Below are 15,417 nucleotides of genomic sequence, written 5' to 3'. Positions count from 1 at the left end.
ACGCCTTCCTTACCTGGAACATTCACGACATGACCGCCCTGTGTGCCCCTGACAGCCCGGCCCGGGGATCAGGCCTGGTCGGGAGCAGGCGCATCGAGCCCGGGACGTTGCGACGCCCCGGCGGCACCGAACGCTGCGCGGAGCTCCATCTCCTGCTCGATCACCTGTGCCAGCCGTCGCACACCCTCACGGATCCTGTCTGGAGTGGGGTAACAGAACGACAGTCGCATCGAACGGCTTCCGAAACCGTCCGCATAGAAGGCGGTGCCGGGTACGTATGCCACCCGGTTGGTGACCGCGCGCGGCAGCATGGCCTTCGTGTCCAGGCCGGCCGGCAAGGTGAGCCACACGTAGAATCCGCCGCGCGGACGTGTCCAGTGAGCACCTGCGGGCATCAGATCATCGAGCGCACCGAGCATGGCATCGCACCGCTCTCGGTAGAGCTCGCGGAACGCCTTGACCTGGCCTCTCCAGTCGTGGCCGGACAAGTACTCCGAGACCGCGAGCTGAGAGAAGGCAGGGGGGCACAGGACGCTGCTCTCCGCGGCGAGCACCAGCTTCTCCCGAACAGCGTGCGGAGCGAGCGTCCAGCCGACCCGGAAACCAGGTGCGAAGGTCTTCGAGAACGAACCGAGGTAGATGACACCCTCCGGGTCGTCGGCCCGCATGGCCCTGGGTACATCGCCGTCGAAGCCGAGCAGCCCGTACGGATCGTCCTCCACGATCAGCACACCCGCATCCTGGCAGATGCCCAGAATCTCCTGTCGCCGCTGTGCGGTCAACGTGACACCGGCCGGATTGTGGTAGTTCGGGATGGTGTAGAGGAACTTGATCGTCCGTCCGCTCGCCTGCACGGTGGCGATGGCCTGGCGTACCCGCTCCGGGACGAGCCCGTCGTCGTCCATCTCTACGTGTACAACGTCGGCCTGGTATGAGCGGAACGTACTCAGAGCGCCGACATACGAAGGAGCCTCGGCCAGGATCACGTCGCCCGGGTCGATGAAGATGCGGGTGATGAGGTCCAGCGCCTGCTGAGATCCGACCGTCACGGTCACGTCGTCCGGGTGGCCGTGGACACCGACCGGCCGCATCACGTCGCAGATCTGTTCGCGCAGCTGAGGATCGCCTTGCCCGGAGCCGTACTGCAGCGCCGTCGTGCCCCGCTTCTCGATCAGTTCGCTCAACAGCGAACCCACCACATCCAGCGGCAAACCGGAGATGTTCGGCATGCCGCCGGCGAGCGAGACCACCTCGGGGCGGGAGGCGACGGCGAAGAGTGAGCGGACCTCCGAAGCCGTCATCCCATGCGTACGCGTGGCATATCGGTCGACATACGAGTCAAGCTTTGAACCGGTAGAGGAGACTGCTGCAGCAGTATTCCTCCGTTGAGCGTCGGGATACTGCCCCATGTCACACCTCCACCTTCTTGGATCATCGGCGTACCCGGACCGTCCGGATACAGGTCAGCCAACCTCTAACGATGCCCTATAACGCTCGGTTTCGCACCCCGCCACCCCCGAATACCCGCATCCTGAGACGCCACTGCATGTCCGTTCCCTGCGGCTTGCCGGCGCGTTTCACGTGACCAGGCCGCCTCAGTAGTCCGGCGGCCCTAGCCGGGCACGGGCTTGGTCTCCGTCACCGACACCGGTTTGCCGAGGAAGACCGATCACCCTCTGCCCAACCGCGACGAACGCCTGTTCAACATCATGTCGTTCACCAGCTGTATCGAATCCGACCGCCAGAACCTCAACCGTGCCGTGTGAGAACCAGCCGCCGGGCCCTGGCCCGTGTGACCTGCCGTGTGCATCCAGACCGCTCAGAGTGCCATCAGGCGAGTCGTGCCACGAGCCGTGCTGCCTTCTGCCGCCGTCAGCGGCTCAAATCCCCACGACGCGACTCACGGCACCCGAGACCGGTTGATCCCCGCACGACCGTTCACACGACCCGATGGCTTGGCCCAGCCGAGACCGAACCGGGGTCGCAGACGGGCTGGGGAACTCTTCGACCGATCTTCGGTCGGCGGCAGGTTGACGTCACCAGTCACGGAAGCCGCCCGCCGACCGCGTGAGAGGGAGAAGAGTTGCCCAGCCCACCCAACGTCACCAGCCGCGTCTGTCGGCACAGCGCACAGTGGGGCTCGTATGACGGCACGTGTGGAGGACCCCGCAACCCGAACGAGGCAGCGCAGGGAGCCGGCGCACTACGCCTGGGCGAGATCCCGAAGATGAAGCACACCCGTCGGAGCATCCTCGCCCGACGGCAGGTAGACCCGTTGTACCGCCACGACGATGGCCTCGGCGATGACGTCACGGAACTCCGGATCCGACAGTCTGGCGGCGTCCCGCTCGTTCGTGATGTATCCGAGTTCCACCCGCACGGCCGCCATCGTGGTGTGACGGAGCAGGTCCCACGTTTTCGCATGGGTGCGGCAGTCCACCAGGTCGGTACGGGCCACGATCTCGCGCTGGATCAGACCGGCGAACTGCTCTCCGATGGCACTCGTCGTACCCGGGCGATCACCGCCGTAGTAGAACGTCGCCACACCGGACGCTTCTGGATTCGGGTGTGCGTCGACGTGCAGGGAGACCATGAGGTTGGCCCCCGTCTCGTTGGCGAACTTCGCGCGGCCGCGTTCGTCTAGCTCGACGTCGGAACCGGGGCCGCGGGTCAGATAGGCCTCCACACCGGTGGCTGCCAGCCGACCTTCGATCCGGGCCGCCAGGTCCTCGACGACCGTGGCCTCCTCCAGGCCGTACCCGGTGTTTCCGACGTCGTGTCCACCGTGGCCGGGGTCGATCACTACGACCTTCCCCGGCAGCCGTTTGCCCTGCCGACGCAGCAGCTCCGACGCGCGCAGGCTGTCCGGCCGGCCCCCGGTGACCAGCGGGGCGAGCCGGCCCAGCGCCTTGAACGTGCTCGGGCCGCAGGTTCCGTCCGGGTTCAAGCCGACGTTGCGCTGGAGCTCGCGTACCGCATCGCCGGTGCGCGAGCCGAACACACCGTCCACCTGTCCGACGTCGAAACCGAGCTCACACAGACGGCGCTGTAGTGCCATCACGTCGTCACCCACCTGTGGGTTGGCGACGACATATGACAGCAGTCGATCACCCAGCCGCCATCGTGCCTCGTCAAGCACTCGGTACGTCGTCGCGTCGACGACTCCAGTGACGGTCAGGCCGCGCTCTTGCTGGAACTGACGGATGGCCCGGTCCACGTCTTCGTCGAAGACGTCTGGACCGGGCGCCGTGTCGTCAAGTAGCCGAAGCAACGTCAGCTTGGTACGGATCTCGGAGATCGCTGGCCCGGTGTCGCCCAACCGGTAGCGGACTGCTGTCATTGCCTCACCCTGTCAGTCCGAGTCGACGGACCTCTAGCCTACGTAGTCGGCGAGCTCGTTCAGCAGAAGCTGCTTCGGCTTGGCGCCGATGATCTGCTTCACGACCTCTCCACCAGAGTAGACGTGCAGGGCCGGGATCGAGGTCACCCGGTTCGACGCGGCAGTGGCCGGGTTCTCGTCGATGTTGAGCTTGACGATCTCGAGCTTGTCCTGGGAGTTGGCGATCTCCTCGAGAACCGGAGCGATCATCTGGCAGGGGCGGCACCACTCTGCCCAGAAGTCGACCAGCACCGGCTTCTCGCTCTTCAGGACCTTCTCTTCGAAGTCAGCATCGGTGACATGCTGGATGGTGCCCATGGATAACTCCTCAATGTGGTTGGTGCAGTATGCCCGTGTGGAAGGCGGACATCCGTGGGAGAGTTCAGCTCACGGTTTCGGTGGTCTGCGGAGCCGTGGTCGCCTTCAGCTCGCTGAGGTAGCGCTCCGCGTCGAGCGCGGCCTGGCAACCGGTGCCGGCAGCGGTGATCGCCTGCCGGTAGATGTGATCGACCAAGTCGCCTGCTGCGAAGACGCCGGTCACGTTCGTGCGCGTGGTGGGTGCCTCGACCTTGACGTACCCGGCGTCGTCCAGGTCGATCTGGCCCTTGACCAGCTCCGAGCGGGGATCGTGACCGATCGCCACGAACAGGCCGGAGACGTCCAGCTTCCGTTCCTCGCCGGTGTTCGTGTCCCGCAGCCGCAACCCGGTGACATTCTCCTCGCCGAGGACGTCGGCCACCTCGGTGTTCCAGACGAACTCGATCTTCTCGTCGGCGAACGCGCGCTCCTGCATCACCTTCGACGCGCGGAGCTGGTCACGGCGGTGGATCAGGTAGACCTTGCTGGCGAACCTGGTCAGGAAGGTGGCCTCCTCGACCGCCGAGTCACCGCCGCCGACGACGGCGATCTCCTGGTCGCGGAAGAAGAACCCGTCGCAGGTGGCACACCATGACACTCCGTGGCCGGAGAGCCGCTTCTCGTTCTCCAAGCCCAGCTCACGGTAGCCGGAGCCCATGGCGAGGATCACGGCATGCGCGCGATACTCGTTGCCTTCGCTGTCCTTGACGACCTTGACCGGACCGGAGAGGTCCACGTGGACGGCGTCTCGGGTGACGATCTCCGAACCGAACCGCTCGGCCTGGGCCCGCATCTCCTCCATCAGTTCGGGGCCCATGATGCCGTTCCGGAAACCCGGGTAGTTCTCGACTTCGGTGGTGTTCATCAACGCACCACCCCAGCTGACCTCACCCTCGATCAGGACAGGTTCGAGACGAGCGCGAGCCGCGTACACGGCGGCGGTGTAACCAGCCGGACCGGAACCGATGATGACGACGTTTCGAGTGTCGGTCACGTTTCGTGCCCTTTCGAGGATGCTCGTGATGACTCCACCAGGCCCAACGGATCCTGGGCTCTCGGAATTCCCACCCTACTAGTTCAGCCGCGGCCTCCTCCGCCACCAGGGCGCGGAACCGCGTCACTCCTGCGGCAGGGGAACCGCGACGTCCGGCGTCTCACCGCCGACACTGGATTCACAGTCGCCGACGACCCAGCCGGTCAGCTGATCGCTCTCCAGCACGACGAGGACATCGCCGTCGAATTCCGTGCTGCCGACGAGGTCGGAGCCCTGGGCATCGGCGAGGCCCTGCCCACATCCGGGCTGTACCTGTTCACGGGAGTTCCAGACATCCAGGATCGTCCGCTCGAGCAGGTTCTCACCGAGCGGCCCCGGCTCGGCCACCCCGGGTCCGTCCCCGGGCGCGTTCTCCTCGTTCTCCGTATCCTCGCCGCCGGCTTCATCGTCGGTGTCGGCACCGCGGTCGTCGGTATCGAACTCCCGATCGGCGGCACCGCTGCTGGTGGCCATCTCGGGCGGCGAATCGTCGTTGATCAGTGTGTACCCGAAGAACCCGATGAACGCGGTGGCGGCGGCAGCGGCCACCGCGATCGGCAGCCTGCGCCGGAACCACCCGACCGGGCCGGCGGCGCCACTGGCGCCACTCGCGCCCGCATCGGCCGCCCGTGCCTCCTGTTCTGCCCGCTCGCGAGCGGCAGTGGCCACAATGGCTTCCTCATTCAGCGCGGCCGCGATACGTGCGGTGACGTGAGCGGGCATCGGGACCCGATCCGGCGTGGTGCGCAACAGCCGCGTCACTTCGGTCAGCTGGTCCAGCACCGACTGGCACGACGGGCAGCCGCGGACGTGTTCGGACACCGTGGACGTGCCGTCCTCGAGAACGCCTTCGGCCAGTTCAGCCAGGACGTACTCAGGAGGATGCCGGTCGGCAGCGCTCACCGACGCTCACCTCCTTGCTCGTTGGCGGTCTCAGGTGAGACGTGGCTGCCGCGAGGTTGGTTCCCTGCGCCGCTGCGAGATTCTTCAGCTGACAACAACGGCACCAGCCGGGCCCTCGCCCGGGCGCAGCGGCTCTTGATCGTTCCGGCCGGAAGCCCGAGCATCTCGGCCACCTCAGCCACGCGGTAGCCCTCCATGTCCACGAGCACCAGCGGAACCCGTTGCTCGTCCGGAAGCGACGCCAGCGCCGTCTCGACGTCCAATCGGACCGCCGTGCGCTCGGCCGGGTCCGGACCCGGGTCCAGTGCTGCGGTCACGGCGGGTGACTCGGTGCCGTCGAACGGGGTGGGGTCTGCCGGCCGCGCCGCGGTGTGCCGGACCCGGTCCAGGCAGGCGTTGACGACGATGCGGTGCAGCCAGGTGGTCACAGCGGATTCGGAGCGGAAGGAGGATGCTCGGCGAAAGGCGTTCACGAGGGCGTCCTGCAGTGCGTCCGCAGCCTCGTCCGGGTTCCCCAGGGTCCGCAGCGCGACCGCCCAGAGCCGGTCCTGATGCCGGCGGACCAGTTCACCGAAGGCGTCGTGCTCGCCGCGTGTGTGGCGCTTCAGGAGTTCGTCGTCGGACTCCTGGTACGCGGCGGGGTCGCCGGTCACTTAAGAACCTCCCTCTGTGCCCAAGACGGTCACCTCGGTCACACCACTTCGGTAGTTGCCCTCGTACGGTGGCAGCCGGGTGAACCACACCAACAGATAGCGGCTCGTGACGGCCTCATCAAGTGTATGGGTCAGCTCGTCGCCGACATCCTCGGCACGGTGTATCAGCTCCCAGTCGTCGATATTGTCCGGCGGCGCCGACGCGCCCTCCTCGGCGACGCGGAATTCGACGTCAGCGCCGGCGTTCAGCACCATGAGCTGAATCTCGGTGATGCCCTGCTCGTCGCCGATGTCGACGTACAACCCGACGCCCTCCTTCTGATCCTCCAACGGGGAGTAATAGGTCAGTGTCGGCCAGGCCGTGCCGGTATCACCGTCGATGGCGTCGCCGACGGCAGTAGGACTCTCCGGTGTGCTCCCGAACGGGTCGAAGTAGTCGGCGGCGGCCAGCTCCAACGGAGTCGGTTCGATCTCCTCGTCCGGCTCCGGACTGCCGGTGGACGGGTCGGTGGTGGCGTCCTCGGTGGGGAGGACGCGGTCGGACGGACTGTCGTCGTCGGAGTCGAACGCGCTCAGCATGAGCTGCAGGCCGAGCAGCGTGGCTCCGACGAGCAGCAGCGCCGCACCGATGACACCGAGGAAGCGATTGAGCCGGCTCGTCCGGCGCCGGTCCCGCCTCGATGTGCCCGGCGGGACGCCCGCCCCGGACATCGTCGCCAGATAGGAGCCGTTCACCTCGTCGGCGCGGGCGCCGTTGGGCGCCGCCGACGGCGCGGGATGCTGTGCGGGTACGACGAACTCGTCGGTCCGCGGGCCGGCACCGAGTTCGGCGGCGATCTGGAGCGGTGAACTCAGCGGCACGGTGTGGTGCCGGCGAGCGTTGCCCACGGCGCGGTCCGTGATGACGTCCAATGCGGTGGGGATACCCGGGCGGATCTGCCGCGCCGACGGCAGCTTGCCGTCCATCCGCGGTGCGGGATGCAGACCGCTGTCCGGCACGTTCGTCGGCCAGTGCGCGGTCAGGCAGGCGTATAGCACGCCGCCGACGCCGGCCGCGTCCAGCGCCACCGGGTCGGTGACGGGGCTGCCTGCGCCATCCAGATACACCTCGGCGGGGCCGTGCAGGACCGCCTCGGTCTCCAGGCCGGCGATCTTGATCGAACCTTCGGCGGTCAGGAACACCAGGCTCGGCACCAGGTGCCGGTGGAACAGCCGTTGGGCGTGCGCGGTGGCCAACGCGTCGGCCACCTCTCGGCCGATCGCCGAAGCGTGTTGCGTGTGGAACGGGCCGTCGCCCAGCAGCGTGGAGAGGTCCCGGCCGGGTGTCCACTCGCGCACCATGTACGAAACGCCGTCGGAACCGATGTCGAGAACCCGCAGGAACCGCGGATCCTCGATGGTGGAAGCCCTACGGGCCGCGACGACGAACTGCTCGGCACGGGGATCACCGTCGTCGAGGGTCTGAATGAAGACCGGACGTTGCAGGACGTCATCGAATCCATGCCACGAGCGAACGCCGGCGGAATCGTCCAGCAGGCGCTCCACGCGATACCTGCCGGCCAGCAGCTGAGCCCGGCCGGACGTCTGGGCGGCGTTCCCGGTGACCGGCCTGAGCGGGAGCTCCGGCTGCGTGTCGACGCTGAGGTGGTCCGCCCGCTGTGCGCGCTTGATGCCGGCGTTGGGATCGACGGGACGGCGCATGTGCCCCGTCATGGTGCTGGTGACGCTGGGCACCCCGTGCATCGTGGCACCGTGCATGGTCTCGTCGAGGAAGAACTCGACGGTCACGTCCGGGTCGAAGGCCGGCTGACGGAAGATGCTCAACGTGCCGGTCTCGACGATCGGCGACGGATGCTCGGCTGTCTCTTCCAGCGCTTGCTCGTCGACCGGCTCGGGTGCGGTGTCGGCCTCCATCCGTGCCGTACCTCCGCGGAGGCGGGCCAGCACCATCGCGACCGCACGCCGTACCTCCGCGATGCGCATCGCGTAGGCCAGCGCCACGATGACGAGCGATCCGATCGTGCCGGCGACGATGAGGTCGCCCAGATGCGTCAGCATCGACGGCAGCGGATCCAGCAGTCCGAGCTGGGACCAGCCCTGCCAGACCAGCCACGCGACGGTGCTGCCGATGGCCGTGGGGATCAGTATCCGCACGACGTGCTGGACCAGCGGCGCCAGCGCGATGCGACCGATGCGCTGTTGCAGCCGGATGACGCTGACCGTGGCGCCGGCGACGTAGGCGGCGCTGTATCCGGCGGCCAAGGTCATCGTCACGACGTCGGGGCTGGGAGAGACGAAGGTGATGCCCAGCGCCCAGACCACCATGATCGCAGCGATCCACACCTGGGTGAAGAACGGCGTCTTGGTGTCTTGCAGGGCGTAGAAGCCGCGCAGGGAGAGGTAATGCACCGTGAAGGCGAGCAACCCCGGCATCAGCGCGATGAGGGTGCGCGCGAGCATGTCCGTCTGCCCGCGGGCGGAACCGTAGTCGAAGATCATCGCGGTCAGCGGGTAGGCCAGCACCGCCGTCAAGGCGCCGAGCGGGATGATGATCGCCAGGCAGGCGCGGATCGCCGATACCAGCCTGTCCCGGACCTGGTCGAGATAACCGTCGGCCGCGAGGTCGGATAGACGCGGAAGCAGCGCCGTGGCCAAGGAGACGGTGATCACCGAATGCGGCACCATCATGATCAGCATCGCGTTCGCGTATACGGTGTAACCCGCTCCGTCGTCGCCGGCCGCGCTGGCGCTGGTGGCGACGTTGACGAAGAACACGTACGCGACCTGGTTGACGATGACGAACCCGAAGGTCCACATGCCGAGCTTCACCGGCTCGGCCAGCCCCTGTCCCTTCCAGTCGGTACGGAACCGCAGCGAGAAGCCGGTCTGACGCAGCACCGGCAGCAGGACGAGCGCCTGTGCCGCCACGCCGGCCGTGGAACCGAGGCCCAGCAGGAGCGTCTCCGATGAACTGAACGTCTCCGGCGACTTGGTGCCGAAGACGACGAGGTAGACACCGAATACGGCGATCGCCACGACGTTGTTCAGGATCGGCGACCACATCATCGGCCCGAACCGGCCCTTGGCGTTGAGGATCTGGCCGATCAGGACATACAGCCCGTAGAAGAAGATCTGTGGCAGGCAGAACCGGGCGAACGTGACCATATTGTCGAAGAACGGTCGCATGTCCGGCTCGAGGTACCTGGAGTCGACGATCGCCCGCAGGATCAGCGGGGCCGCCAGCACCGCGATCGCCGTCGCTGCGGCGAGCACCGTGACCGCGAGGCTGAACAGTCGTTGGGAGTATGCCTCACCCCCGTCGGCGTCGTTCTTGATCGCGCGCACCAGGACGGGGACCAGCACCGAGTTGAGGATGCCGCCGCCGACCAGGATGTACAGCATGTTCGGGATGACGTTGGGCACGTTGAACACGTCCGCCGTCAGCGTCAGCCCGAGTGCGGCGGCGATGATGGCCGCCCGGCCGAATCCGGTCACCCTCGAGACGACGGTGCCGGCCGCCATGATCGCGCTCGACCCGAGCAGGCTCGCCTTCCTCGGGTTGGGCGGCTCTGCGTCGGCGGCCGGCGTGCCGGGTGCCCGGCTCATGGGGTGACCTCCCCAGGTCTGGGCGGCATCCGCCGGCGCCGCCCGTCGCGCAGTACGCCGGATCCGACGACGCGCTGCGTCGAACCGACGACCGGTTGCCCGTCGGTGCTCGCCGTGAGCCGGCCCGCGTCCACCGTGTCGCCGGCCGCGTCTGCCGTGTCGCCGGCCGCATCCGGCCTGTCGTCCGGCGGATCGGCCGCATCCGAGTCCTCTGAGCGCCGTCGCCGGAGCATCGTCCGTAGCACCGACCCGCCGAAGAGAAGCACGGCACCGCCGATGATGAACCACCCGACCGTTCCGTAGTCGGTCGCGTTCACCACGGTCCTGGAGGCGATCCCGAGTGGGGAACCGTCCTTGGTGACGAGCTGAACCGTGATCGGCACCCTCCCGTTGGTGACGGCCTCCGCCTGGACTTGGATGGTCTGCCGGGAGCCCGCTTCGACCCGCTGTTCCTCGACCTCACCGACCCGGAGCCGGTCCGGGTTCGCGGCATGGATATCGAGCTTGACCGTCACGGGCTGGTCGAGGTCGTTGCTGACGGTGAGCGGGAAGACTCCGGTGCGGCTGGAGAGGGTGACCGACTCCGGTACGGTCACGTGCACCTCGTCGAACGGATCGGTGAGTTCCTCGATGATCTCGCCGGCATAGTCCGCGCCGGCGGCCGGATCGTCCCGCCATCCCTCCGACGCCGAACGGACGGTCGCTCGTCCAAGCGACTCGCTCAACCCTGGCGCCGGGTCGGCCAGCAGTTCGACGTAGTCCTCTGCGGCGGTCTCCAACTCCCCGGTGGCGGAGGCATTCTCGCCGGGCAGCGCATTCGTGCTGTCGTCCGGCACAGGGGCGACGGTTGCCGGGGCGGCGGGCCGGTCGAGATCGTCCACGGTGGTGGGCGTCACCCACGGCAGCGACGTCCAGGTGTCGATCACGGCCGAGGCGACCGCCGGTTCGGGTGTCCAGCGTGCCGGGGGAGCGACGATCAGCGGCTGCGGTGACTGATCCAGGGCCTGCGCCTCGAGCGCCACCATGGCGGTCTCGGCGGCCCAGCGCTGCTGCAGCTCCAGCGCTCCGGCCTGTGCGTTCGGAGCGGTGTAGGCATCGGCCAGCACGGCGTCCAGCCCTGGATCGGTGACGACCGCGTCCAGGGCGGCGTCGGCGGCCTGGATCTCAGCGAGGGGGTGCTCCGGATGGGGAGATACCGCGTTGCCGGAGAGGATGACGGTCCGCACGCCGGCGTCGGCGAGCGTGGCCAGTGTCCGGTCGTCCGCCACACCGCCGCCCGGCCACGCGACCCCGGTCCGGACGTCACGCATCGTACGAGCGGCTTCGGTGGTCAACTCCGCCGCCGCGCTGGTGATGCGAGACGCCAGTGGCGGATCGGCGGCGACCAGTGAGCCGGTGTCCGGCCTGGCGTATGGCAGCAGCAGAGCTGTGTTGTCCCCTCTGGCGTCGTTGAACGCGGAGCGCCAAGAGCCGGCAAGTTCGGATGCTTCATCTGTTGAGGTGTCGGCGGATTCGCTCTCCACCTCGGCGCCCGCGGACATCGCCTCGACCGTGTCCAGCACGTCCGGGTCGACCAGCCAGCTCACCGGGCTGTCTCCGGCCGCATCGACCACCGAATGCAGGGCGCCACCAGGGCGTAGCCGGCCCGCGAGAGCGTCGTTGACCAGGGTGCCGTCGGGGGTGAGCGAGGGTGTCGCCTCTACCGGCCAGATCAGCGAGACCTGCACCGGATCCGGCGTCTCACCGTCGGGCATCCACGGGATGACGGTCCGCACCGTGTCGAGATCGGTGCGCTCCCCGGTGGTGAGGGTGCCACGCACGTCGACACCGATGACGTAGACCCCGGCGAGACCGAAGCCGAGCTGCTCGGTGTCGTCGAAGGTAAGCCGGAACTCTTGCCGCTCGCCTGGATCCAGACGTTCGGCGACCACCTGGTAAGGATCGCTGCGGCGGTAGCCCCAGCGTAGCGACGTGTCGCTGGCGACCTGGCGGATCTCCTCCCTGGTCTCCAGCTGCACGTTGCTCCACCGCGGAAGCACCTGGACGTTCGTCAGTGGCTCGTCGCCGGTGTTCTCCACCACGCCGGCCAGGGTCAGCTCGTCGTCCGGTCCGAGCACGGAAGGCGTGACGGTATGCAGGTAACTGGTGACTCCCGCGCCCGCATCCTGATCTTGGGGTCCATCGGCAGCCGTGGCGGGCACCGGCAAGATCATCGTCACCACTGCGAGCACGGCGGTGGTCACTAATATCCGGCCGAGCATAGACCCAGGGTATCGGGGTTCTGCTTTGATCGCGGCACGTCGTACGCTCGAGCCTCGTGACCGACTCGTTTGATCCCGACAAGACTCTGTCCGCTGCACAACGGCACGCGGTCCGCCAGCTCCTGCGTATCGCGCCCGTAGTGGACGAACTCGGCGAGAGATTCACCGCGGCCGGACAGGAGCTTGCCCTGGTCGGAGGCTCCGTCCGGGACGCACTGCTGGATCGGCTCGGTCAAGATCTGGACTTCACCACATCGGCGCGACCGGAACAGACCAAGCGCCTGCTGTCCGGTTGGGCCGAGAGCGTGTGGGATGTCGGCGAGGCGTATGGCACGATCGGCGCCAGCAAGGCCGGCTTCCAGATCGAGGTCACCACGTACCGATCTGACGTGTATGACAGGGCCAGCCGGAAGCCGCAGGTGGCATACGGGGAGACCATCTCCGACGATCTCGTCCGGCGGGACTTCACGATCAACGCCATGGCGCTGCGACTGCCCAGCCGCGAGTTCGTGGACCCGCATGGTGGGCTGCCCGATCTGGGCCGGAAGGTGATCCGTACGCCGGGCACGCCGGAGACGTCCTTCTCGGATGACCCGCTGCGGATGATGCGGGCGGCCCGGTTCGCCGCACAGCTGGGCTTCCAGGTGGCGCCCGAGGTGATCGACGCGATGCGTCGGATGGCCGACCGACTGGACATCATCTCGGCCGAGCGGATCCGGGACGAACTCACCAAACTGCTGCTGTCCGACGACCCGCGTGCGGGGCTGACCCTCCTGGTCGACACCGGCCTCGCCGACCGGATGCTGCCGGAGCTGCCGGCGCTGCGGCTCGAGATCGACGAGCACCATCGGCACAAGGACGTGTACGAGCACTCGTTGACCGTCCTGGAGCAGGCGATCGAGTTGGAGGACCGGCTTCCCGACGGTGGCCCCGATCTGACCATCCGGCTCGCCGCCTTGCTGCACGACATCGGTAAGCCGAAGACGCGCAAGTTCGAGCCCGGCGGCGGCGTGAGCTTCCACCACCATGACGTGGTCGGCGCGAAGATGGCCCGCAAGCGGTTGACCAAGCTACGCTTCCCGTCTGCGACCGTCGACGCGGTGTCCAAGCTGACCGAACTCCACCTGCGTTTCCACGGCTACGGCACCGGGCAGTGGACCGACTCGGCGGTCCGCCGTTACATCCGTGACGCGGGCGACCTGCTCGATCATCTGCACGTGCTGACCCGTTCCGATTGCACGACGCGCAACCCCCGCAAGGCGAAGGCGCTGCAGCGCTCCTACGACAGCCTGGAGGAACGCATCGAGCAGCTCGCGGAACAGGAGGAGCTGCAGAAGATCCGGCCCGACCTCGACGGTAATCAGATCATGGCGATCCTCGGTCTGACCCCGGGCCCGGTGGTGGGGCGCGCTTACAAGCACATGCTGGACATCCGCATGGACCGAGGGCCGCTCTCCGAGGAGGAGGCCACGGCCGAGTTGCTCAAGTGGTGGGCCGAGCAGCCGGAGGCGGCCGGCTGAACTCCTGGACACGCCGCCGCCTGCTACCGCCTTGAGCCGGCCCGAGCCACACCGGAACTCCCGAGTCTCGGCGGGGTCCCAAGCATGAAGACGAGATTGGTGGCTTCTGACGCCACAAACTCGCTTTTCATCGACTGCCGTGCCGGGATCTGAGCCACCACCGGGTCCTTGGGGTGCTCGGCGGGGCGTGCGAGCCGGAGTGCGGAGCAGCACCAAGCCTCCTTGGGGTCGTGCGCCGACGACACCAAGCTTCCATGCAACCCCTCCGGCGACACCATGGCTCCTTGGAGCACTCTTCCAGCGACTCCGAGGAAGCATAGTGCTGTGCACGGTGGGCCAAGAACGGGGCAGCAGACCCGGTGCGAGGAGGGCCAAGAACTCCGACAGTCGCGTACGGTACTCACGCGGCGGCAGGCCCGATGCGACGTCGTGTGCCACGAGTTCTGATAGTCGCGCACGGAAGACGCGTCGGGAGTGGGGATCGAGATTCTCCGGCAGCGGCGCTTTGGACGACGGCGCGACGCGGCGTAACACCGACGGGTGCCGCCGCCGTCGGACCAGCCGCAGAGGAGAACTCGACCCCACCCACCAAGCCAGGCGCCGAGTCGGCCTTGCTCGACGTCCACATCAGGCGCTCGGCAGCGCCGCTCGACGGCCACACATCCTGATCGGCAGCGGCGCCGCTCGACGCCGCGTATCTGGCGACGACGCTCAGGTGTGCTGCTGTTGCACCATGCTCATAGCGTGCTCGACGAGTGTCACCAGCACCGTCTTGACCGACTCACGGTCGCGCGCGTCGGTCACCAGGAACGGTACCTCGGGGCCGAGCTGCAGCGCTTCCCGGACCTCTTCGGCTGTGTGCTGCTGCACGCCGTCGAAGGCGTTGAGGGCGATCAAGAACGGAATCCCGCGCTGCTCGACGTAGTCCACGGCGCCGAAGCAGTCGGCCAGTCGCCGGGTGTCCACCAGGACCACGGCACCGATGGCACCACGGGTGATGTCGTCCCACATGAACCAGAAGCGGTTCTGTCCCGGCGTGCCGAACAGGTACAGCACCAGGTCTTCGGCGAGGGTGATCCGGCCGAAGTCCATGGCCACCGTGGTGGTGCGCTTCTCCGGCAGCATCGACAGGTCGTCGACGTTGGTCGACGCGTCCGTCATGAGGGCCTCGGTCCGCAACGGCTCGATCTCGCTGACCGAACCGACGAACGTCGTCTTGCCGACGCCGAATCCGCCCGCGACGACGATCTTGACTGACAGGGCGTCCTGAGACGCCTGTGTCCCCCTGGACATCTCAGAGTCGACGGAGGCCATCCCTCACCCTTTCCAGCACACTCAGATCGCGAGCCGGTTCCACCGACCCATGGAATGCCGCGTGCGGATCCGCGACGCGGGTGAGGCCCTCTGCCTCAAGATCGGCGACAAGCACCCTAGCAACGCCCAGCGGCGTGGAGACGAGGGAGGCAATCTCGGCGACGGATCGCGGCGCGTGGCACAGCCGCAGAATACGGTCACGCTCCGGTTCCGGGTCGATGCCATGGTTACGCCCGGCGTCGGTGGTGGAGACCAATGCCTCGATGGCGATGTCCTGGACAGGACGGGTTCGGCCGCGGGTCGCAAGATAGGGGCGTATGCGGCCAGAGTCAGGTATCGGCATGGTCTTCCCCGTGTTCTCGTGCACTCACGTCGGCCGGCTCCCCGAGCT

Annotated in this window: 11 protein-coding genes; 1 reads left to right on the top strand and 10 read right to left on the bottom strand. The window is 67.5% G+C overall.

The features are described from left to right. Nucleotides 1-68: 68 nt before the first annotated feature. From G1H10_RS00735 to G1H10_RS00700, 8 genes are all read right to left on the bottom strand, one after another. Complete coding sequence (locus G1H10_RS00735) at nt 69-1,409, bottom strand: aminotransferase-like domain-containing protein (RefSeq protein WP_163731239.1); 1,341 nt, start codon at nt 1,407-1,409, stop codon at nt 69-71. Nucleotides 1,410-2,203: 794 nt separating this feature from the next. Next, a complete protein-coding gene (locus G1H10_RS00730; RefSeq protein WP_163731235.1) occupies nt 2,204-3,340 on the bottom strand; it encodes an N-acetylmuramoyl-L-alanine amidase in 1,137 nt (378 codons plus the stop codon). Between the two features lie 33 nt (nt 3,341-3,373). After that, nucleotides 3,374-3,697 carry a thioredoxin gene (trxA, locus tag G1H10_RS00725; protein WP_163731233.1) on the bottom strand — a complete coding sequence of 108 codons (324 nt, stop codon included), beginning with the start codon at nt 3,695-3,697 and terminating at the stop codon, nt 3,374-3,376. A gap of 64 nt (nt 3,698-3,761) precedes the next feature. Next, nucleotides 3,762-4,730 (bottom strand): thioredoxin-disulfide reductase, encoded by a 969-nt coding sequence (gene trxB / locus G1H10_RS00720; protein WP_163731230.1) that lies wholly within the window; start codon nt 4,728-4,730, stop codon nt 3,762-3,764. Nucleotides 4,731-4,853: 123 nt separating this feature from the next. Continuing rightward, complete coding sequence (locus tag G1H10_RS00715) at nt 4,854-5,672, bottom strand: hypothetical protein (protein ID WP_163731228.1); 819 nt, start codon at nt 5,670-5,672, stop codon at nt 4,854-4,856. Beyond that, on the bottom strand, nt 5,669-6,325 hold the full coding sequence (gene sigM, locus G1H10_RS00710) for an RNA polymerase sigma factor SigM (RefSeq protein WP_163731225.1): 657 nt from the start codon (nt 6,323-6,325) through the stop codon (nt 5,669-5,671). Before sigM ends, G1H10_RS00715 begins: the two co-directional genes overlap by 4 nt. Next, nucleotides 6,326-9,931, bottom strand: a complete 3,606-nt coding sequence (gene murJ / locus G1H10_RS00705; protein ID WP_163731223.1) for a murein biosynthesis integral membrane protein MurJ — start codon at nt 9,929-9,931, stop codon at nt 6,326-6,328. It lies immediately after the preceding gene. Next, the gene (locus tag G1H10_RS00700; protein WP_163731221.1) at nt 9,928-12,192 is read right to left on the bottom strand and encodes a DUF6049 family protein; all 2,265 of its coding nucleotides are present in this window, start codon (nt 12,190-12,192) and stop codon (nt 9,928-9,930) included. Before G1H10_RS00700 ends, murJ begins: the two co-directional genes overlap by 4 nt. 56 nt (nt 12,193-12,248) lie before the next feature. Here G1H10_RS00700 and G1H10_RS00695 point away from each other — a divergent pair, with 56 nt between their 5' ends. Then, nucleotides 12,249-13,712: a CCA tRNA nucleotidyltransferase gene (locus tag G1H10_RS00695; RefSeq protein WP_312856506.1), complete on the top strand. Its 1,464-nt coding sequence runs from the start codon at nt 12,249-12,251 to the stop codon at nt 13,710-13,712. 711 nt (nt 13,713-14,423) lie between these two features. Here G1H10_RS00695 and G1H10_RS00690 read toward each other — a convergent pair. Both G1H10_RS00690 and G1H10_RS34915 read right to left on the bottom strand, forming a co-directional pair. Beyond that, nucleotides 14,424-15,026 (bottom strand): GTP-binding protein, encoded by a 603-nt coding sequence (locus G1H10_RS00690; protein ID WP_246219020.1) that lies wholly within the window; start codon nt 15,024-15,026, stop codon nt 14,424-14,426. Continuing rightward, nucleotides 15,007-15,369 (bottom strand): DUF742 domain-containing protein, encoded by a 363-nt coding sequence (locus G1H10_RS34915; protein WP_163731217.1) that lies wholly within the window; start codon nt 15,367-15,369, stop codon nt 15,007-15,009. The genes G1H10_RS00690 and G1H10_RS34915 overlap by 20 nt, the downstream gene beginning before the upstream one ends. Nucleotides 15,370-15,417 lie beyond the last annotated feature (48 nt).

This window comes from Phytoactinopolyspora halotolerans, assembly GCF_010550675.1.
Taxonomy (GTDB): domain Bacteria; phylum Actinomycetota; class Actinomycetes; order Jiangellales; family Jiangellaceae; genus Phytoactinopolyspora; species Phytoactinopolyspora halotolerans.
This window is presented reverse-complemented; position numbering and strand designations above follow the sequence as displayed.